The 19,093-nt window shown below is 61.2% G+C and carries 17 protein-coding genes; 5 read left to right on the top strand and 12 right to left on the bottom strand.

The window, feature by feature from the left end; genetic code table 11:
• The first annotated feature begins 64 nt into the window (after window positions 1-64).
• The 3 genes from phoB (at window position 65) to GIV26_RS07870 (ending at window position 3,765) form a co-directional block, all read left to right on the top strand.
• Window positions 65-754: a phosphate regulon transcriptional regulator PhoB gene (gene phoB / locus GIV26_RS07880; RefSeq protein WP_003195617.1), complete on the top strand. Its 690-nt coding sequence runs from the start codon at window positions 65-67 to the stop codon at window positions 752-754.
• Window positions 755-880: 126 nt separating this feature from the next.
• Window positions 881-2,167 carry a phosphate regulon sensor histidine kinase PhoR gene (gene phoR, locus GIV26_RS07875; RefSeq protein WP_233097291.1) on the top strand — a complete coding sequence of 429 codons (1,287 nt, stop codon included), beginning with the start codon at window positions 881-883 and terminating at the stop codon, window positions 2,165-2,167.
• Window positions 2,168-2,424: 257 nt separating this feature from the next.
• Window positions 2,425-3,765: a hemolysin family protein gene (locus GIV26_RS07870; protein WP_003195620.1), complete on the top strand. Its 1,341-nt coding sequence runs from the start codon at window positions 2,425-2,427 to the stop codon at window positions 3,763-3,765.
• Window positions 3,766-3,905: 140 nt separating this feature from the next.
• Here GIV26_RS07870 and GIV26_RS07865 read toward each other — a convergent pair whose 3' ends face one another.
• From GIV26_RS07865 to GIV26_RS07835, 7 genes are all read right to left on the bottom strand, one after another.
• Window positions 3,906-4,805 (bottom strand): response regulator, encoded by a 900-nt coding sequence (locus GIV26_RS07865; RefSeq protein ID WP_102665838.1) that lies wholly within the window; start codon window positions 4,803-4,805, stop codon window positions 3,906-3,908.
• Between the two features lie 164 nt (window positions 4,806-4,969).
• Window positions 4,970-5,731, bottom strand: a complete 762-nt coding sequence (gene phoU, locus GIV26_RS07860) for a phosphate signaling complex protein PhoU (protein ID WP_003195624.1) — start codon at window positions 5,729-5,731, stop codon at window positions 4,970-4,972.
• Between the two features lie 70 nt (window positions 5,732-5,801).
• A complete protein-coding gene (pstB, locus tag GIV26_RS07855; RefSeq protein ID WP_003195626.1) occupies window positions 5,802-6,635 on the bottom strand; it encodes a phosphate ABC transporter ATP-binding protein PstB in 834 nt (277 codons plus the stop codon).
• Window positions 6,636-6,811: 176 nt separating this feature from the next.
• Window positions 6,812-8,482, bottom strand: coding sequence for a phosphate ABC transporter permease PstA (gene pstA / locus GIV26_RS07850; protein ID WP_034129126.1), 1,671 nt, complete (start codon window positions 8,480-8,482; stop codon window positions 6,812-6,814).
• A gap of 15 nt (window positions 8,483-8,497) precedes the next feature.
• Entirely contained in the window at window positions 8,498-10,531 is a 2,034-nt protein-coding gene (locus tag GIV26_RS07845; protein ID WP_181004880.1) for an ABC transporter permease subunit, read from the bottom strand.
• A gap of 484 nt (window positions 10,532-11,015) precedes the next feature.
• Window positions 11,016-12,002, bottom strand: coding sequence for a phosphate ABC transporter substrate-binding protein PstS (locus GIV26_RS07840; RefSeq protein WP_003195633.1), 987 nt, complete (start codon window positions 12,000-12,002; stop codon window positions 11,016-11,018).
• A gap of 119 nt (window positions 12,003-12,121) precedes the next feature.
• Window positions 12,122-13,411: an MFS transporter gene (locus GIV26_RS07835; RefSeq protein ID WP_014720517.1), complete on the bottom strand. Its 1,290-nt coding sequence runs from the start codon at window positions 13,409-13,411 to the stop codon at window positions 12,122-12,124.
• Between the two features lie 406 nt (window positions 13,412-13,817).
• Here GIV26_RS07835 and GIV26_RS07830 point away from each other — a divergent pair, with 406 nt between their 5' ends.
• Together GIV26_RS07830 and GIV26_RS07825 are read left to right on the top strand one after the other, a co-directional pair.
• Window positions 13,818-14,222, top strand: coding sequence for an acyl-CoA thioesterase (locus GIV26_RS07830; RefSeq protein WP_003176975.1), 405 nt, complete (start codon window positions 13,818-13,820; stop codon window positions 14,220-14,222).
• A 58-nt stretch (window positions 14,223-14,280) separates the two neighbouring features.
• A complete protein-coding gene (locus tag GIV26_RS07825) occupies window positions 14,281-15,180 on the top strand; it encodes a D-hexose-6-phosphate mutarotase (RefSeq protein ID WP_236280003.1) in 900 nt (299 codons plus the stop codon).
• Between the two features lie 116 nt (window positions 15,181-15,296).
• Here GIV26_RS07825 and GIV26_RS07820 read toward each other — a convergent pair whose 3' ends face one another.
• From GIV26_RS07820 to GIV26_RS07800, 5 genes are all read right to left on the bottom strand, one after another.
• Window positions 15,297-15,833 carry a DUF3299 domain-containing protein gene (locus GIV26_RS07820; RefSeq protein WP_003195640.1) on the bottom strand — a complete coding sequence of 179 codons (537 nt, stop codon included), beginning with the start codon at window positions 15,831-15,833 and terminating at the stop codon, window positions 15,297-15,299.
• A gap of 77 nt (window positions 15,834-15,910) precedes the next feature.
• Window positions 15,911-16,156 (bottom strand): GlsB/YeaQ/YmgE family stress response membrane protein, encoded by a 246-nt coding sequence (locus tag GIV26_RS07815; RefSeq protein ID WP_005792540.1) that lies wholly within the window; start codon window positions 16,154-16,156, stop codon window positions 15,911-15,913.
• Between the two features lie 105 nt (window positions 16,157-16,261).
• Window positions 16,262-17,347 carry a 5-(carboxyamino)imidazole ribonucleotide synthase gene (locus GIV26_RS07810; protein WP_236280001.1) on the bottom strand — a complete coding sequence of 362 codons (1,086 nt, stop codon included), beginning with the start codon at window positions 17,345-17,347 and terminating at the stop codon, window positions 16,262-16,264.
• Window positions 17,348-17,358: 11 nt separating this feature from the next.
• Complete coding sequence (gene purE / locus GIV26_RS07805) at window positions 17,359-17,850, bottom strand: 5-(carboxyamino)imidazole ribonucleotide mutase (RefSeq protein ID WP_003195648.1); 492 nt, start codon at window positions 17,848-17,850, stop codon at window positions 17,359-17,361.
• A gap of 333 nt (window positions 17,851-18,183) precedes the next feature.
• Window positions 18,184-19,092 (bottom strand): LysR substrate-binding domain-containing protein, encoded by a 909-nt coding sequence (locus GIV26_RS07800; protein ID WP_019818139.1) that lies wholly within the window; start codon window positions 19,090-19,092, stop codon window positions 18,184-18,186.
• Between the last annotated feature and the right edge of the window lies 1 nt (window position 19,093).

Raw genomic sequence — 19,093 nt, 5'->3', positions numbered from 1 at the left:
CACGACTGCAATAATTCCGTTATCTAATGCGGCGCAAGACAGTTAAATGACAAGAGGATTGAGCATGGTTGGCAGGAGCATTCTGATCGTTGACGACGAAGCGCCCATTCGCGAAATGATCGCCGTCGCGTTGGAAATGGCCGGCTATGACTGCCTGGAGGCGGAGAACTCCCAGCAGGCCCACGCCATTATCGTCGACCGCAAGCCGGACCTGATCCTGCTCGACTGGATGCTGCCCGGCACCTCGGGCATCGAATTGGCCCGCCGTCTCAAGCGTGACGAGCTGACCGGGGATATCCCGATCATCATGCTCACCGCCAAGGGCGAAGAGGACAACAAGATCCAGGGCCTGGAAGTGGGTGCCGATGACTACATCACCAAGCCGTTTTCCCCACGGGAACTGGTGGCGCGCCTCAAAGCCGTGCTGCGCCGCGCCGGCCCGACCGATGGCGAAGCGCCTATCGAAGTCGACGGCTTGATCCTGGACCCGATCAGCCACCGAGTGACCATCGACGGCAAGCCTGCGGAGATGGGGCCGACCGAATACCGCCTGTTGCAATTCTTCATGACTCACCAGGAGCGCGCCTACACCCGTGGCCAACTGCTCGACCAGGTATGGGGGGGCAACGTCTATGTGGAAGAGCGCACTGTGGACGTGCATATCCGCCGCCTGCGCAAAGCCTTGGGCGACGCGTACGAGAATCTGGTACAAACCGTGCGCGGTACCGGCTATCGGTTTTCAACCAAAGGTTGAGCAATCAGCCACAAGCCGCAAGTTAAAAGCGGGACTGCTTAAGCTTGGAGCTTGCAGCTTGAAACTTGAAACTGCTCCGAAGGACGCACCTTGAACCAAAACTGGCATGGCACCCTGATCCGCCACATGCTCTTGCTGGTCACCGGCTGCCTGTTGGTGGGGCTGGTCAGCGGCTACTACGGCTGGAGCCTGGCTGCGGGCATCGCGTTGTACCTGGGCTGGACCCTCAAACAATTGCTGCGCCTGCATGAATGGCTGCGCCAGCACAAACCCGATGAGGCCCCCCCCGATGGCTATGGCCTGTGGGGCGAGGTGTTCGACAGCATCTACCACCTGCAGCGCCGCGACCAACGGGTACGCGGGCGCCTGCAAGCGGTGATCGACCGGGTGCAGGAGTCCACTGCCGCGCTCAAGGACGCGGTGATCATGCTCGACAGCGACGGCAACCTGGAGTGGTGGAACCGTGCCGCCGAGACTCTGCTGGGCCTCAAGACGCCCCAGGACAGCGGCCAGCCGGTGACCAACCTGGTGCGTCACCCGCGCTTCAAGGAATACTTCGAGCAGGACAACTACGAAGAAGCCCTGGAAATCCCCTCGCCCACCAACGACCGCGTGCGCATCCAGCTGTACCTGACTCGCTACGGCAACAACGAGCACTTGATGCTGGTACGTGATGTGACCCGTATCCACCAGTTGGAACAGATGCGCAAAGACTTCGTCGCCAACGTTTCCCATGAGCTGCGCACGCCCTTGACGGTGATTTGCGGCTACCTGGAGACGTTGCTGGACAATGTCGATGAGATCAACCCGCGCTGGAGCCGCGCCCTGCAGCAGATGCAAGTGCAAGGCTCGCGCATGCAAACCCTGCTTAACGACCTGCTGTTGCTGGCCAAGCTTGAAGCCACGGACTACCCCTCGGACAACCACCCCGTGGCGGTGCAGAGCCTGTTGCAGACGATCAAGAACGATGCCCAGGCCCTCTCGGGCGAACGCGGGCAGCAAATTACGCTGGAGGCCGACCCAACTGTATTGCTCAAGGGCAGTGAAGGCGAATTGCGCAGTGCATTCTCCAACCTGGTGTTCAACGCGGTGAAGTACACCCAGGACAAGGGCAATATCCGCATTCGCTGGTGGGCCGACGAGCACGGCGCGCACCTGAGTGTGCAGGACTCGGGTATCGGTATCGACGCCAAGCACCTGCCGCGCCTGACCGAGCGCTTCTACCGTGTCGACTCCAGCCGCAACTCCAACACCGGCGGCACCGGGCTGGGCCTGGCCATCGTCAAGCATGTGCTGCTGCGCCATCGGGCCCGCCTGGAAATCAGCAGCGTGCTGGGGCATGGCAGTACCTTTACCTGTCATTTTGCGCCGGCGCAGGTAAACCGTTCGCGAGCGGTCGAGGCCGATGATTAAGCGGAAGTGAGCACGGCCCACTGTGGGAGCTGGCTTGCCTGCGATGACGGCGGGTCAGCCAAATTATCGGTAGCAGGCAGACCGCCATCGCAGGCAAGCCAGCTCCCACACGGGTTCTGCGACACGACTTTGCAGCCCCGCCCGGCAGCGGGCACTAGGCAAGCGCCCCGTCAGCCGCTACATTGGCCGACTTGCGTCTGCCTTTCAGGCCTACCTGTCACCCCTTATTGAACACACGGAACCTGCAAAACCCCATCATGGACCCTTCCCCTGGCATTACCCTCGCTACACTCTTCGCCGATTTCGGCATGATTCTTTTTGCACTGATCCTGGTACTGCTCAACGGTTTCTTCGTTGCGGCGGAATTTGCCATGGTCAAACTGCGCGCCACCCGCGTCGAGGCCATCGCCCATAAGAACGGCTGGCGCGGGCAGATCCTGCGTACCGTGCACAGCCAGCTCGACGCCTACCTGTCGGCTTGCCAGCTGGGTATCACCCTGGCGTCCCTGGGCCTGGGCTGGGTCGGTGAGCCGGCCTTTGCGCACATCCTCGAGCCGATGCTGGGCGCGGTCGGCGTGCAGTCGCCGGAAGTGATCAAGGGCGTGTCGTTCTTTGCCGCCTTCTTCGTGATTTCCTACCTGCACATCGTGGTCGGCGAACTGGCCCCCAAATCCTGGGCGATTCGCAAACCCGAGTTGCTGTCGCTGTGGACGGCCGTGCCGCTGTACCTGTTCTACTGGGCGATGTACCCGGCCATCTACCTGCTCAACGCCAGTGCCAACGCCATCCTGCGTATCGCTGGCCAAGGCGAGCCTGGCCCGCACCATGAGCACCATTACAGCCGCGAAGAACTCAAGCTGATCCTGCACTCCAGCCGTGGCCAGGACCCCAGCGACCAAGGCATGCGCGTACTGGCCTCCGCCGTGGAAATGGGCGAGCTGGAAGTGGTGGACTGGGCCAACTCCCGGGAAGACCTGGTGACCCTGGACTTCAACGCCCCGCTCAAGGAAATCCTCGCGCTGTTCCGTCGCCATAAATTCAGCCGCTACCCAGTGTATGACGCGGTGCGCAACGAGTTTGTCGGCTTGCTGCACATCAAGGATTTGCTCCTGGAACTGGCTGCCCTGGACCATATCCCCGAATCGTTCAACCTGGCCGAATTGACCCGCCCGCTGGAACGCGTATCGCGGCATATGCCGTTGTCGCAACTGCTGGAGCAGTTCCGCAAAGGCGGCGCGCACTTCGCCCTGGTAGAGGAAGCTGACGGCAAGATCATCGGCTACTTGACCATGGAAGACGTGCTGGAAGTGTTGGTGGGCGATATCCAGGACGAACATCGCAAGGCCGAGCGCGGCATCCTCGCCTACCAGCCCGGCAAACTGCTGGTGCGTGGCGACACGCCGTTGTTCAAGGTGGAACGCCTGTTGGGCGTCGACCTGGACCACATCGAAGCCGAAACCCTGGCCGGCCTGATCTACGACACGCTCAAGCGCGTGCCGGAAGAAGAAGAAGTGCTGGAAGTTGAAGGCTTGCGGATCATCATCAAGAAGATGAAAGGGCCGAAGATCGTGTTGGCCAAGGTGCTGTTGCTGGACTGACTGTAGACCAGCCGCCCCCTGTAGGAGCGAGCTTGCTCGCGAAAAACTCACAGGCGCCGCGTTTATTCAGGAAGCACGCGTTATCGTTGGCGTTTTTCGCGAGCAAGCTCGCTCCTACAGGGGATAGGCGTCGCGGTGCTTCACGCACCCGGCACGAAATGCTTCTGCGCCGTGCCACGGGCGATCAGGCGGGAAATGTAGTCCAGCTTCTGCGCATCCTGGTCGATAAAGCGGAAGGTCAGCTGCAACCAGTCGCTGTCGGGCTTGGGCTCGTAGGCGACGATGGCGTGCAGGTAGCCGTTGAGCCGTGCGACTTCGGCGTTGTCGCCCTGTTCAAGGTCGAGCACGGCGCTTTCCAGCACCTGAGGCAGGACCTCGCCACGCTTTACCACCAGCAACGCTTCCTTGATGCTCAGGGCCTTGATCACGCATTGCTGGGTGCCGCTTGCGAGGCGCAACTGGCCCTGACCGCGACTGCCAGCCGGCGCCGCTGCGGCGGGGGCCTTGACTGGCGGTGTATTGAGCAAACCTTTGCTGGGCGCCGCCACCGCGGCCGGCTTGACCGCTTCGGGTTTGCCGCCGGTCAGGGCGCTCAGGGAGTCGTTGCCGAAGGCTGAGTTCATCTTGGTCGGCGCGCTGGCTATCAGCGCATCGAGGCGACCGATCTTGTGCAGGGCTTGCTTGACCTTGTTCAGCAACTGCTCGTTGGTGAACGGCTTGCTGACGTAGCCGGAAACGCCCGCCTGGATGGCCTGCACCACGTTTTCCTTGTCGCCACGGCTGGTCACCATCACGAACGGCATGGCCTTCAGGTGCGCTTGCTCGCGGCACCAGGTCAACAGCTCAATACCGGACATTTCCGGCATTTCCCAGTCACACAGCACCAGGTCGAAGGTTTCGCGCATCAGGATGGATTGCGCCTTTTTGCCGTTCACCGCATCTTCGATCTTGATTCCGGGGAAGTAATTGCGCAGGCACTTCTTCACCAGGTCGCGAATAAACGAGGCGTCATCCACCACCAACACACTGACTTTACTCATCGACCCTTCATCCTATAAAAACGTCTGCAAAACGCCTGACTGATGGCATTTTGCCAAAACTCGCGGGTCACAGAAGGACTTTATGGCGCCTGCTGTGCAAAAAATTCAGATGCCACAAACGAAAACGCCCGGCCAGAGGCCGGGCGTTAATTTCTCGGGCAACCTTACTTATCGTCAGATTCGCCCGAAACATTAGGGATTAGATCAGCAGTCCCTTCAACTTCGGCCTTCATGCGCTTTAGGCCCATGTGCCGGACGTCGGTGCCGCGCACCAGATAAATCACCAATTCCGAGATATTGCGCGCGTGGTCGCCGATACGCTCCAGGGAGCGCAGCACCCAGATAATGTTCAAGACCCGCGAGATCGAACGCGGATCTTCCATCATGTAGGTGGCCAACTCGCGCAGCGCAGTCTTGTATTCGCGGTCGATGATCTTGTCGTACTGTGCCACCGACAACGCCAGTTCGGCGTCAAAGCGGGCGAAGGCGTCGAGGGCATCGCGCACCATGTTGCGCACCTGATCGCCGATATGGCGCACCTCCACGTAGCCACGGGGGGCTTCACCCTCTTCGCACAGCTGGATGGCGCGGCGGGCAATCTTGGTGGCTTCATCGCCGATGCGCTCCAGGTCGATCACCGACTTGGAAATGCTGATGATCAAACGCAGGTCCGAGGCCGCTGGCTGGCGGCGGGCAAGAATGCGCAGGCACTCTTCGTCGATATTGCGTTCCATCTGGTTGATCTGCTCGTCAATCTCACGCACCTGCTGAGCCAGGCCCGAGTCGGCCTCGATCAGCGCGGTGACCGCATCATTGACTTGCTTCTCCACCAGACCGCCCATCGCCAGGAGGTGGCTGCGCACTTCCTCAAGCTCGGCATTGAACTGCGCGGAGATGTGGTGGGTAAGGCCTTCTTTGCTAATCATGTTGGCGTCCTTGGAGCGTCCGGTAAGGTGCGGAGAACCGCAGCGTCAGTGCAATCAGAACCACAGCTTCCTAGCCGTAGCGACCGGTGATGTAGTCTTCGGTCTGCTTCTTCGCCGGATTGGTGAACAGGGTGTCGGTGTCGCCGAACTCCACCAGCTTGCCCATGTACATGAACGCGGTGTAGTCGGAAACCCGCGCCGCCTGTTGCATGTTGTGGGTCACGATGACGATGGTGAACTTGGACTTGAGCTCGTAGATCAGCTCTTCGACTTTCAAGGTGGAGATAGGGTCGAGCGCCGAGCACGGTTCGTCGAGCAGCAACACTTCCGGCTCTACGGCGATGGTACGGGCGATCACCAGGCGCTGCTGCTGGCCGCCGGACAAGCCGAGTGCCGATTCGTGCAGGCGGTCCTTGACCTCGTCCCACAATGCCGCGCCCTTGAGCGCCCACTCAACGGCTTCGTCGAGGATGCGTTTCTTGTTGATACCCTGGATACGCAGGCCGTAGACCACGTTTTCGTAGATGGTCTTGGGGAACGGGTTGGGCTTCTGGAACACCATGCCCACGCGGCGACGCAGCTCGGCCACGTCTTCGCCCTTGCGGTAGATATTGGTGCCGTAGAGGTTGATCGCGCCTTCCACACGGCAACCGTCCACCAGGTCATTCATGCGGTTGAAGGTACGCAACAACGTCGACTTGCCGCAGCCCGACGGGCCGATGAAGGCGGTCACGCGTTGCTTGGGGATGTTCATGCTGACATCGAACAGCGCCTGCTTGTCGCCGTAGTACAGGCTCAGGCCGGGGACTTCGATGGCCACGGTTTCCTGGGCCAGGCTCAGGCTCTGCTTGTCGCGACCCAGGGCAGACATGTTGATGCCGTGGGATTGGGTTTCGTGTTGCATGGGATGCTCCCTGTGCTACCAATTCATTCGTTGAACCGCCGGGGCGGCTTACTCAAATTCTGTGCCTGACACCGAGCCCTGTGGGAGCTGGCTTGCCTGCGATGCGGGCGGCGCGGTATTGCAGTAAAACCGCGTTGATGCCATCGCAGGCAAGCCAGCGCCCACAGTGGATCGCATCAGCTGTCCAGCGCTTTGTATTTTTCGCGCAGGTGGTTACGAATCCACACTGCCGACAGGTTGAGCGTGGCGATCACCAGCACCAGCAGCAACGCGGTGGCGTACACCAGAGGCCGTGCCGCTTCGACGTTGGGGCTCTGGAAGCCGACGTCATAAATATGGAAGCCCAGGTGCATGATCTTCTGGTCCAGGTGCAGGTACGGATAGTTGCCGTCCAGCGGCAGCGACGGCGCCAGTTTCACCACACCCACCAGCATCAGCGGTGCCACCTCACCGGCGGCACGGGCCACGGCGAGAATCATGCCGGTCATCATCGCCGGGCTGGCCATTGGCAGCACGATCTTCCACAACGTTTCCGCCTTGGTCGCGCCGAGCGCCAGGGAGCCTTCACGCACGGTGCGAGGAATCCGCGCCAGGCCTTCTTCGGTGGCCACGATCACCACAGGCACCGCCAGCAGCGCCAGGGTCAGCGAAGCCCAGAGCAACCCCGGCGTACCAAAGGTCGGCGCAGGCAGCGCTTCAGCGAAGAACAGACGGTCGACCGAGCCCCCCAGTACATACACGAAGAAGCCCAGGCCGAACACGCCGTAGACGATGGCCGGTACGCCGGCCAGGTTGTTCACGGCGATGCGGATGATGCGCGTCAAGGTGTTCTGCTTGGCGTATTCACGCAGGTACACCGCGGCCAGTACGCCAAACGGGGTCACGATCATTGCCATGATCAGGGTCATCATCACGGTGCCGAAGATGGCCGGGAAGATCCCGCCTTCGGTGTTGGCTTCCCGTGGGTCATCGCTGAGGAATTCCCAGACCTTGCTGAAGTAGAAGCCGATTTTGGTCATCGTGCCCATGGCGTTCGGCTGGTAGGCGTGCACCACTTTGCCGATGCCGATTTCCACTTCCTTGCCGTTGCCGTCACGCGCCGTCAGGGCGTCGCGGTTGAACTGGGCATGCAGGTCGGCCAGGCGCGCTTCGATGTCCTGGTAGCGGGCGTTCAGCTCGGCGCGGTCGGCGTCCATGTCGGCCTGGGCGGCAGCGTCGAGCTTGCCTTCCAGTTCCAGTTTGCGACCGTGCAGGCGGATGCGCTCCAGCCCGGCGTTGATCGCGCCAATGTCGGTTTTTTCCAGGCTCTTGAGCTGAGCGGCCAGCTTGTTCACGCGGTCCACGCGGGCTTGCAGCTCCGGCCACGCGGCCTCGCCTTCGGCAATCACCTTGCCGTCCTGCTTGACGTTGACCAGGGTGCCGTAGAAGTTGCCCCACTCACGACGCTCGATGGCCATCAGGTTCGCAGGCTTGGTCTGGTCCTTCAGCCACTCACCGACAATCCAGGTGAAGTCGTTACCGTTCAGGTCGCGGTTGCCGACCTTGATCAGCTCACGGGTCATGAATTCCGGGCCTTGGTCCGGCACCGGCAGGCCCGCGCTTTTCAGGCGCTCGCGCGGCACTTCTTCTTTCTGGACCACTTCGCCGATGACGATGTGGTTGGCCTGGCCTGGCACGTTGTAGTTCGCCTGGATCAGGTCGGCCGGCCAGAAATGGCCCAGGCCCCGCACCGCAATCACAGCCAGCAAACCAATGGTCATGATGACCGCGATGGACACCGCGCCACCGCTGATCCAGACGCCGGGGGCGCCGCTCTTGAACCATCCATTCAGGGAGTTCTGTTTCACAGACTTCTACCTTTCTTAAAGCGACGAGTATTTCTTGCGCAGACGCTGACGAATCAGCTCGGCGAGGGTGTTCATGATGAAGGTGAACAACAGCAGCACCAGCGCCGAGAGGAACAGCACGCGGTAATGACTGCCGCCCACTTCCGACTCGGGCATCTCCACCGCAACGTTGGCCGCCAGGGTGCGCAGGCCCTCGAACAGGTTCATCTCCATCACCGGGGTGTTACCGGTGGCCATCAGTACGATCATGGTCTCGCCCACGGCGCGGCCCATGCCGATCATCAGCGCCGAGAAGATGCCCGGGCTGGCGGTGAGGATGACCACGCGGGTCATGGTCTGCCACGGCGTGGCGCCCAGTGCCAGGGACCCCAGGGTCAGGCCGCGTGGCACGCTGAACACGGCGTCTTCGGCGATGGAGTAGATGTTCGGGATCACGGCAAAACCCATGGCCAGGCCGACCACCAACGCGTTGCGCTGGTCGTAGGTAATGCCCAGATCGTGGGAGATCCACATGCGCATGTCACCGCCGAAAAACCAGGTTTCCAGGTACGGGCTCATGTACAGCGAGAGCCAACCCACGAACAGGATCACCGGAATCAGGATCGCGCTTTCCCAGCCATCGGGAACGCGCAGGCGGATCGACTCAGGCAAGCGGCTGAAGACAAAGCCGGCGACCAGGATGCCAATCGGCAACAGCATCAACAGGCTGAAAATGCCCGGCAGGTGCCCTTCCACATACGGCGCCAGGAACAGGCCGGCGAAGAATCCGAGGATCACCGTCGGCATGGCTTCCATCAGCTCGATCACCGGCTTGACCTTGCGGCGCAGGCTCGGCGCCATGAAGTAAGCGGTGTAGATCGCTGCAGCAACCGCCAGTGGCGCCGCCAGCAACATGGCGTAGAACGCGGCCTTCAAGGTGCCGAAGGTCAGCGGGGCCAGGCTCATCTTGGGTTCAAAATCGGTGTTGGCGGCCGTGGATTGCCAGACGTATTTAGGCTCGTCGTAGTTCTCGTACCAGACCTTGCTCCACAACGCGCTCCACGACACTTCCGGGTGCGGGTTGTCGAGCAACAACGGTTGCAGCTTGCCACCCGCCTCGACGATCACACGGTTGGCCCGTGGCGACATGCCGAACAGACCCTGACCGTCGACCACCGGGTCCACCAGCAAGGTGCGGTGAGCGGTGCTGTGGAACACGCCGAACTGGCCAGCAGCATCCAGGGCGGTGAAGCCTTTGCGGCGCTCTTCAGCGCTGATTTCGACGATGGGTGCAGTGCCCATCTGGAAGGTGCGGATCTGCTTCAGGCGTTGCTCGCCATCCGGGTCACGGGCCATGAACCACTGGGCCAGGCCGCCTTTGGAGTTACCCAGGATCAGCGAGATGCCGCCGACCAACTGGGTGCTGGCGGTGATTTCCGTGTCGGCGTCTTCCAGCAGCTTGTAGCGCCCGTTGAGGCTCTTGTCGCGCAGGCTGAACACGTCGGCCAGGGCACGGCCGTTGATCACGTACAGCCACTGCTGGCGTGGGTCGATGAAGATCGCCTTCACCGGCTCTGTCATCTGCGGCAGCTCGACACGCTTCTGCTCGCTGGTGACCTCACCAGTCATCATGTTTTCTTCACGGCTCAGGGTCAGCACGTTCAAGTGCGAACCGGCGGAACCTGCCACCACCAGGGAGGTATCGGTGGCGTTGAGCGCAACGTGTTCCAGGGGACGACCGGTGTCATCCAGCACGATCGGCGTTTCGCCGTAGGGGTACTCGATCGCTGGGGTGATGGTTTTCTTGCCGTCCGGGTACGACACCTTGTAGGTGTGGCGGAACACCAAAGACTGGCCATTGGACAAGCCGAGAATCACCAGCGGGCTGCCCGGCTGATCTTCACCAATGGAAGCAACACTGGTACCGGCCGGAATCGGCAGGTCGACACGCTTGAGCTCGGCACCGGTGTCCACGGCAAAGAACAGCGCCTGGCCCTTGTCGGAAACCCGCATGGCGACCTGGTTCTGTTCTTCGAGGGAGATCATCAACGGCTTGCCGGCGTCCTGCATCCAAGCGGGCGTCAACGCGTCTTCCTTGGTCAACGAGGCGCCCTGGAACAATGGCGCAACCACATAGGCGAGGAAGAAGAAGATCAGGGTAATGGCGGCCAGCACGGCGAGGCCGCCGACCAGCACATACCAACGGGTGAAGCGATCCTTGAGCGCGCGGATGCGGCGCTTGCGTTGCAGCTCAGGCGTATTGAAATCAATGCGCTTGGGAGGGGAAGTCGTCGTCATGGTGGAATTGGCCAGATCATTCATGCGCACACCCTAGCGATCCTGTATGACAGAAAGATGACAGTGCAGTGACGCAACAAATCCGCCGCGAAGCAGGGCTGGCAGCGGATAAAAAATTAGGGATGCAGACTGCTTATGTGGGAGCGGGCTTGCCCGCGATGGCATCAACACGATTTCAACGCTAAACCGCGTCGCCAGCATCGCGGGCAAGCCCGCTCCCACAGAAAAGCATGCGTCTACATCAGGTATCGCAGGCTTAGTTGCCTTCTTTCAGACCCAGGTCAGCCAGGGCCTTGGCGGCGACTTTGGCTGGCAGTGGGATGTAGCCGTCTTTGACCACTACTTCCTGGCCCTGCTTGGACAGCACTAGTTTCACGAACTCAGCTTCCAGCGGCGCCAGTGGCTTGTTCGGGGCTTTGTTGACATACACGTAGAGGAAACGCGACAGCGGATACTTGCCGTTCAGGGCGTTTTCTTCGGAGTCTTCGATGTAGTCAGTGCTGCCTTTCTTGGCCAATGGCACGGTCTTCACGCTGGCGGTCTTGTAGCCGATGCCCGAGTAACCGATGCCGTTCAGCGAGGAGCTGATCGACTGCACGACCGAAGCCGAGCCCGGTTGTTCGTTCACGTTTGGCTTGTAGTCGCCTTTGCACAGGGCTTCTTCCTTGAAGTAGCCGTAGGTGCCGGATACCGAGTTCCGCCCGAACAGTTGCACTGGCTTGTTGGCCAGGTCGCCGGTCACGCCCAGGTCACCCCAGGTTTTCACATCGGCTTTGGCGCCGCACAGACGCGTCGACGAGAAGATCGCATCGACCTGTTCCATGGTCAGGTGCTGGATCGGGTTGTCCTTGTGCACAAATACCGCCAGGGCATCCACGGCAACCGGGATTGCCGTTGGCTTGTAGCCGTACTTCTGCTCGAAGGCCGCCAGTTCGGTGTCCTTCATCTTGCGGCTCATCGGGCCCAGGTTGGAGGTGCCTTCAGTCAACGCAGGTGGCGCAGTGGCAGAGCCGGCAGCTTGAATCTGGATGTTGACGTTCGGGTATTCCTTTTTGTAACCCTCGGCCCACAGGGTCATCAGGTTAGCCAGGGTATCGGAACCGACGCTGGACAGGTTGCCCGACACACCAGTGGTCTTGACGTAAGCCGGGATTGCCGGATCAACACCAGCGGCCACCGCGTTGGCGGTCGCAACGCCAGCAGCGACAAAAGTCATTGCCGCCATCAAACGTTTCAGTTTCATGCCTTGCTCCTAGCAGATAGGGATAATTGGATCGGGGCCAAGTATCGGCAGGCCGTGTGAACACTCTATGTCTGAAATATGACAATTAGATGAAAGGCCACTATCTGAATGTGCAGGCTTCAGCGACCGCGTTTCCACAGATACCCGCCCACCAGCATCCCCATCACACACAGGACGGCCACATAGTAAGCCGGGCCCATCGGGCTCTCCTTCATCAGCAGCGACACCGCCAATGGCGTCAACCCGCCGAACACGGCATAAGCAACGTTGTAGGAGAACGACAGACCGCTGAAGCGCACCACCGGCGGGAAAGCTTTGACCATCACGTAGGGCACCACGCCGATGGTGCCGACAAACAAGCCGGTCAGGGCATACAACGGGAACAGCCAGTCCGGGTGGGCCATCAGGCTGTGATACAGCGTCCAGGAGGTCGCCAGCAGCAGTGCGCAACCGGTGACCAGCACGCGACCGGCACCAAAACGGTCGGCCAGCGCACCTGCGGCGATGCAACCCAGGCTCAGGGTCACGATCGCCAGACTATTGGCTTGCAGCGCAACCGTAGGGCTGAAGTGATAGATGGTTTGCAGCACGGTCGGGGTCATAAGGATGACTACCACCACGCCGGCCGACAATAGCCAGGTCAGCAGCATCGACAGCACAATGGCGCCACGGTGATCGCGCAACACGGCGCGCAAGGGCAGTTCAGCGGCCAGGCTCTTGCGTTGCTGCATCTCGGCGAAGATCGGGGTTTCATGCAGCCAACGACGCAGATACACCGACAGCAGGCCGAATACGCCGCCGAGCAGGAAAGGAATCCGCCAGGCGTAATCAGAGACCTGTTCCGGTGTATAGGCGCTATTGATGGCGGTAGCCACCAACGAGCCCAGCAGAATACCGGCGGTGAGGCCGCTGGTCAGGGTGCCGCAGGCATAGCCGATGTGGCGCGGCGGCACGTGCTCGGAGACGAACACCCAGGCGCCCGGTACTTCGCCGCCAATCGCCGCGCCCTGGATGATGCGCATCAGCAGCAACAGGACCGGCGCCCACAGGCCGATCTGCGCGTAGGTCGGAAGCAAGCCCATGATCAGGGTGGGCACGGCCATCATGAAGATGCTCAGCGTGAACATTTTCTTGCGCCCCAGCAGGTCACCAAAGTGCGCCATGATGATGCCGCCCAAGGGGCGCGCCAGGTAGCCGGCGGCGAAGATGCCGAAGGTCTGCATCATGCGCAGCCATTCGGGCATGTCGACAGGGAAGAACAGTTTCCCGACCACGGTGGCGAAAAACACAAAGATGATGAAGTCGTAGAACTCCAGCGCTCCACCCAAGGCAGACAGCGACAGGGTTTTGTAGTCGTTGCGGGTCAGCGGGCGCGAGGGTTGCGCACTGCTTGCGGGCACGGAGGACATGGCAAGGCTTCTCTTATAGTAATCATCGTAAAGGACTGCACGCCCGTGACTTGCGGCGGGTTTGGCAAGATAGCAAATCGCCTGAAAAAGCACAGCGCCAGGAGCACAGTTGCGCGCAAAAGCCCCGATACAGCGTCTATTTACCGACCAAATGAGCGTCGGAAGGTCGTCGTGGCGCCAGGGTCTCGATATACTCGCCGGTGCAAGCGCCAGACCCGCTGTCTTGAGGGGCTGCTGTGCCAAAACGCTGTTGGGTACCATCCAGCCGATTTGGCAGAGTTTCCCTTTAGTTCGCCTTACGAGAAACGCATCGAGCGGTGTATGTTGGTGCTGAAACGTTTTTCTGAGAAGACGGCTATCCACTTGAAATACCCATGAAGCGTCACGGGTCAGAGGCACCCTCGGCATGATCGAACTCGAACAAGAAGATCCTATCCCGCAAGGCGATCTCGCCCTGCAAATCACCGCGCTTCCGCGTGAAACCAACGGTTTTGGCGATATCTTCGGCGGCTGGCTGGTCGCGCAGATGGACCTGGCCGGCACGGCAATGGCCAGCAAGGTCGCCGGTGGGCGCGTGGCCACCGTGGCCATTGATCGCATGGCGTTCCTGGTGCCGGTGGCCGTGGGTGCGCAGCTTTCCTTCTATACCCAGGCCCTGGAAATCGGCCGCAGCTCGATCCAGATGATGGTCGAAGTGTGGAGCGACGATCCGTTGTCCAGCGAATGGCGCAAGGTGACCGAAGCCGTATTCGTGTTCGTCGCCATCGATGGCAGCGGCCGCACGCGCTCGGTACCGTCACGGGCGCGTTAAACCTCACCGGGTTTTAACGGTCAATTGCCCCATTGCCTGCCACTAAGAGAGCTTTGTCATGCCTACGCCCCACGTTGAGACGGTAAAAATCGACGAGCTGGACTGCTGGCGCATCCGCCACAACGGTGCCGAGTTGATGGTGGCCCAACAGGGTGCGCATATCTTCAGTTACCAGCGCGAGGGCGAACAGCCGCTGATCTGGCCGAACCCTGAGGCCGTGTTCAAGCAGGGCAAAGGCATTCGTACTGGCGTACCGGTGTGCTGGCCGTGGTTCGGGGTGTTCGACCGCAACCCGCAAAGCGTCAAAGCCATGCGCCAGAGCGATCAGCCTGCCGGCGCCCACGGTTTTGTGCGCACCACCCGCTGGGAACTGGCCACCACCGAACTCGACGGCCAGACGCTGCGAGTGGACCTGGTATTGCCGGTGCCGGCGGGCGGCTTTCCGGGCTGGCCCCATCAGGTAGACCTGACGCTGAGCCTGCTGTTGGATGACCAACTGCACATCCGCCTGACCAGCCACAACCGCGGCGCCGACACCGTGACCCTCAGCCAGGCATTGCACACCTATTTCGCCGTGAGCGATGTGCGCAAGGTGCAGGTCGAGGGCCTGGATGGCGTGGCCTACATCGATACCGCCGACGGGTGGGCCGAGAAACAGCAAGCCGGGCTGCTGCACTTCAGCGCCGAAACAGACCGCATTTACCTGAATACGCCGGCCCAGTTGAACATCGTCGATAGCGATTGGCAGCGCCGTATCCAGCTCACCAGCGAAGGCTCGAAATCCACCGTGGTCTGGAACCCCTGGACTGAACGCGCCAAGGCTTTCGACGATATGGCCGATGACGGCTGGCAGGGTATGTTGTGCATCGAGACGGCCAACGTGCTGGACGATGTGGTGAACCTGGCGCCCGGCGAAAGCCACACTCTAGGCGTGAGCATCACAGCACTGGCCTTGTAAACCCAATCAAATGTGGGAGCTGGCTTGCCTGCGATGCAGGCAACTGGGTGTATCAGGAACACCGAGGCGCTGCTATCGCAGGCAAGCCAGCTCCCACAGGGGTTATGCTCTGAGCTTTAGAGATCAGACTCCTTCACCACCCGCACCTTCCCGGCCTCCAGCGCATACGCGGCGTCTGCCAAGTCGTTATTGACCTTCTCCACCTTCAACGTGCCCGTGACCCACAGCGGCGTGTAGATATCATCCAGCTTCAACCCCTTGGGATAGCGCACCAGCACCAGTTGATTAGGCGGCGGTGGTGGCACGTGTATGCAGGCGCCCGGGTAAGGCACCAGGAAGAACAATGTGCTGCGGCCCTTGGCGTCCGTTTCAAGCGGCACCGGATAGCCGCCAATGCGGATATTCTTGCCGTTCATGGCTGCGACGGTCTTGGTGGAATACATCACCGCAGGCAGGCCCTTGCTCTGCTTCAAGCCACCCTTTTCGGTGAACGTGCCTTGAGCTTCGGGAGAGTTATGGTCGATCTCGGGCATGGCTTCGAGAGCTTTCTGATCCGACAGCGGCATCAGGTCGAGCCAGTCGGTTTCCGGCAGTTCGCCAGCGTGCGCCAGGCCAGAGCCCAGCAGAAGAAGCGTTAACAGAAGACGGCGCATGGAGAGGCTCGGCAAATACAAGTGCCGAGCATTCTAGCCCTCTGCGCCTGCGCAGCGCAGAGGACTTTGTCGGCTGATTACTTCTTTTTGATCAGGCCGTAGATCACCAGCAACACGATGGCACCCACAAGCGCGCCGATGAAACCTGCGCCCTGGCCTGCCTGGTAGATCCCCAGGGCCTGACCGCCGTAGGTCGCGGCCAGGGAACCGGCGATACCCAGCAGGATGGTCATGATCCAGCCCATGCTGTCGTCGCCAGGCTTGAGGAAGCGCGCCAGGAGGCCGACGATCAAGCCGATAAAGATGGTTCCGATGATACCCATGGCATTTCCCTCTGATTGGTATGAGTCATGCCAAAGCCTAGTCAGGCTTTGGCATCCTGCAATCAGAGAGACGCAGAACCCCAATGGTTCCCGCCGTGGCCAGGCTTATTGTTCGGCGATCAGCGCTTCAACCTTGAGGATCTGCGCCTGCAGCGTCGCACGATCCTTGCAACGCAGGTTGACGTGGCCGACCTTGCGCCCGGCCTTGAAGGCCTTGCCGTAGTGATGCACGTGACAATCGTCGATCGCCATCACACGCTCCACCGGCGGTACAGAGCCGATGAAGTTGAGCATGGCGCTCTCGCCGACCTTGGCCGTGGAGCCCAACGGCAAGCCCGCCACCGCCCGCAGGTGGTTTTCGAACTGGCTGCACTCGGCGCCTTCGGTGGTCCAGTGCCCGGAGTTGTGCACGCGTGGGGCGATTTCGTTGGCCTTGAGGCCACCGTCGACTTCAAAGAACTCGAACGCCATCACGCCGACATAATCCAGCTGCTTGAGCACATGGCTGGAATAGTCTTCGGCCAGGGCCTGCAGCGGGTGGTCAGTGCTGGCTACCGACACTTTCAGGATGCCGTTGACGTGAGTGTTGTGCACCAACGGGTAAAAGCGGGTTTCGCCATCACGGGCGCGTACGGCAATCAGCGAGACTTCGCCAGTGAACGGCACGAAGCCTTCCAGCAGGCAGGCAACGCTGCCCAGCTCGGCAAAAGTGCCGACCACATCGGCCGCGGTGCGCAGGACTTTCTGGCCCTTGCCGTCGTAGCCCAGGGTGCGGGTTTTCAACACCGCCGGCAGGCCGATGCTGGCGACCGCCGCGTCCAGGTCCGCCTGGGACTGGATGTCGGCGAAGGCCGGCGTCGGAATGCCCAGGTCCTTGAACATGCTCTTTTCGAACCAGCGGTCGCGAGCGATACGCAAGGCTTCGGCGCTCGGGTACACCGGCACGAACTGCGACAGGAAGGCCACGGTTTCGGCCGGGACGCTTTCGAATTCGAAGGTCACCAGGTCGACTTCATCGGCCAGTTGGCGCAGGTGGTCCGGGTCGCTGTAGTCAGCGCGCAGGTGTTCACCCAGGGCCGCAGCGCAGGCGTCCGGCGCCGGGTCCAGGAAAGCGAAGTTCATCCCCAGCGGCGTACCCGCCAAAGCCAGCATGCGGCCCAGTTGGCCGCCACCGATTACACCGATTTTCATCGTCAACAACCTCAGGCGATGCGTGGGTCTGGATTGTCCAGCACGCTGTCTGTCTGCTCAGCACGGAATTTTTTCAGCACCGCATGAAACTGCGGGTGCTTGGCGCCCAGGATGCTGGCGGACAGCAAGGCTGCGTTGATCGCGCCGGCCTTGCCGATTGCCAGGGTTGCCACCGGAATGCCAGCCGGCATCTGCACGATGGACAACAGCGAATCCACGCCCGAGAGCATCGACGACTGCACCGGCACGCCAAGCACGGGCAGGTGAGTCTTGGCCGCGCACATGCCAGGCAAGTGCGCGGCGCCGCCGGCACCGGCGATGATCACCTCGATGCCACGGGATTCTGCTTCATCGGCATACTGGAACAGCAAATCCGGGGTGCGGTGGGCGGAGACCACCTTCACTTCGTACGGAATGCCGAGTTTTTCCAGCATATCGGCGGTGTGGCTAAGGGTGGACCAATCGGACTTGGAGCCCATGATCACGCCAACCAATGCACTCATCGTCGTGCCTCTTCTCTCTGGGCGCCCGCAGGCGCGTCAAAAAACAACAAGCCACGCGGGAAATCCAGCGTGGCTTGGTGTACGAATTAAGGCCGGTTTGGACCGGCCGAAGGCCGCGCAGTATACCGTAATAATCCAGATAAACAGCCCCTGGGATGACCATCTGTCTAGCGGCGCAAAGTGGCGGTTTTATTGACTTAAGAGTCAGCGAATACACCACGAAATCCTGTGGGAGCTGGCTTGCCTGCGATAGCAGTGGATCAGAGCCAAATAGGTTGGCTGACACACCGCTATCGCAGGCAAGCCAGCTCCCACATGTGTTCTGCGCTGGGCTCAAGCGCTTTGCGCTGCCCCACCTTCCAGCTTCCTCCACAACAACCGCACATTCGCCTTGCGCACCAACGCGCAGCGATACAAGCGAATCTCCAGCGGCACATGCCATTGCGGCCCGCCGCACACCACCAGTTCGCCGCGCGCCAACTCTGCACGTACGCTCAACTGCGGTACCCAGGCGATCCCCAAGCCTTCGAGCGCCATGCTCTTGAGGCTGTCGGCCATGGCGGTTTCATAGATGGTAGTAAAGCGCAGAGCCCTCTGGCGCAGCAGCAAATTCACCGAGCGGCCAAGGAACGCGCCGGCGCTGTAGGCCAGCAGCGGCACGCTGCCCTCGCCCTCCAGGTCGAACAGCGGCTTGCCCTCGGCATCGGCGGCGCACACCGGGAGCATTTCGGTGTTGCCCAGATGCAGCGACGGGAAAATCTCGGCGTCCATTTGCATCGCCGCGTCCGGGTCGTAGAACGCCAGCATCAGGTCGCAACCGCCTTCGCGCAGGGCGTGCACGGCGTCGCCGACGTTGGTGGCCACCAGCCGCGTGGCGATATTCAAGCCCTCGTTGCGCAACTGCGCGATCCAGCGCGGGAAGAACCCCAAGGCCAGGGAGTGGGCGGCCGCCACTTGCATGACTTCGCCCTGCCCGCCTTCCAGGTGATGCAAATGGCGCAGGACTTCACCGAGCTGTTCGACCACTGTGCGCGCCGTAACCAGGAACAACTGCCCCGCCGCCGTCAACTCCACCGGTGTACGCGAACGGTTGACCAGCGTCAGGCCCAACGCGGCTTCCAGGCTGCGGATACGCCGACTGAACGCCGGCTGGGTGACAAAGCGCCGCTCAGCCGCCTGGGAAAAACTACGCGTCGCCGCCAGGGCGCTGAAGTCTTCCAACCACTTGCTCTCAAGGTTCATC

Source organism: Pseudomonas sp. PA-1-3F, assembly GCF_021609665.1.
In the GTDB taxonomy this organism is placed as follows: domain Bacteria; phylum Pseudomonadota; class Gammaproteobacteria; order Pseudomonadales; family Pseudomonadaceae; genus Aquipseudomonas; species Aquipseudomonas paracarnis.
Note: the sequence above shows the minus strand (reverse complement) of the source record. Positions and strands in the feature narration are given on the sequence as shown.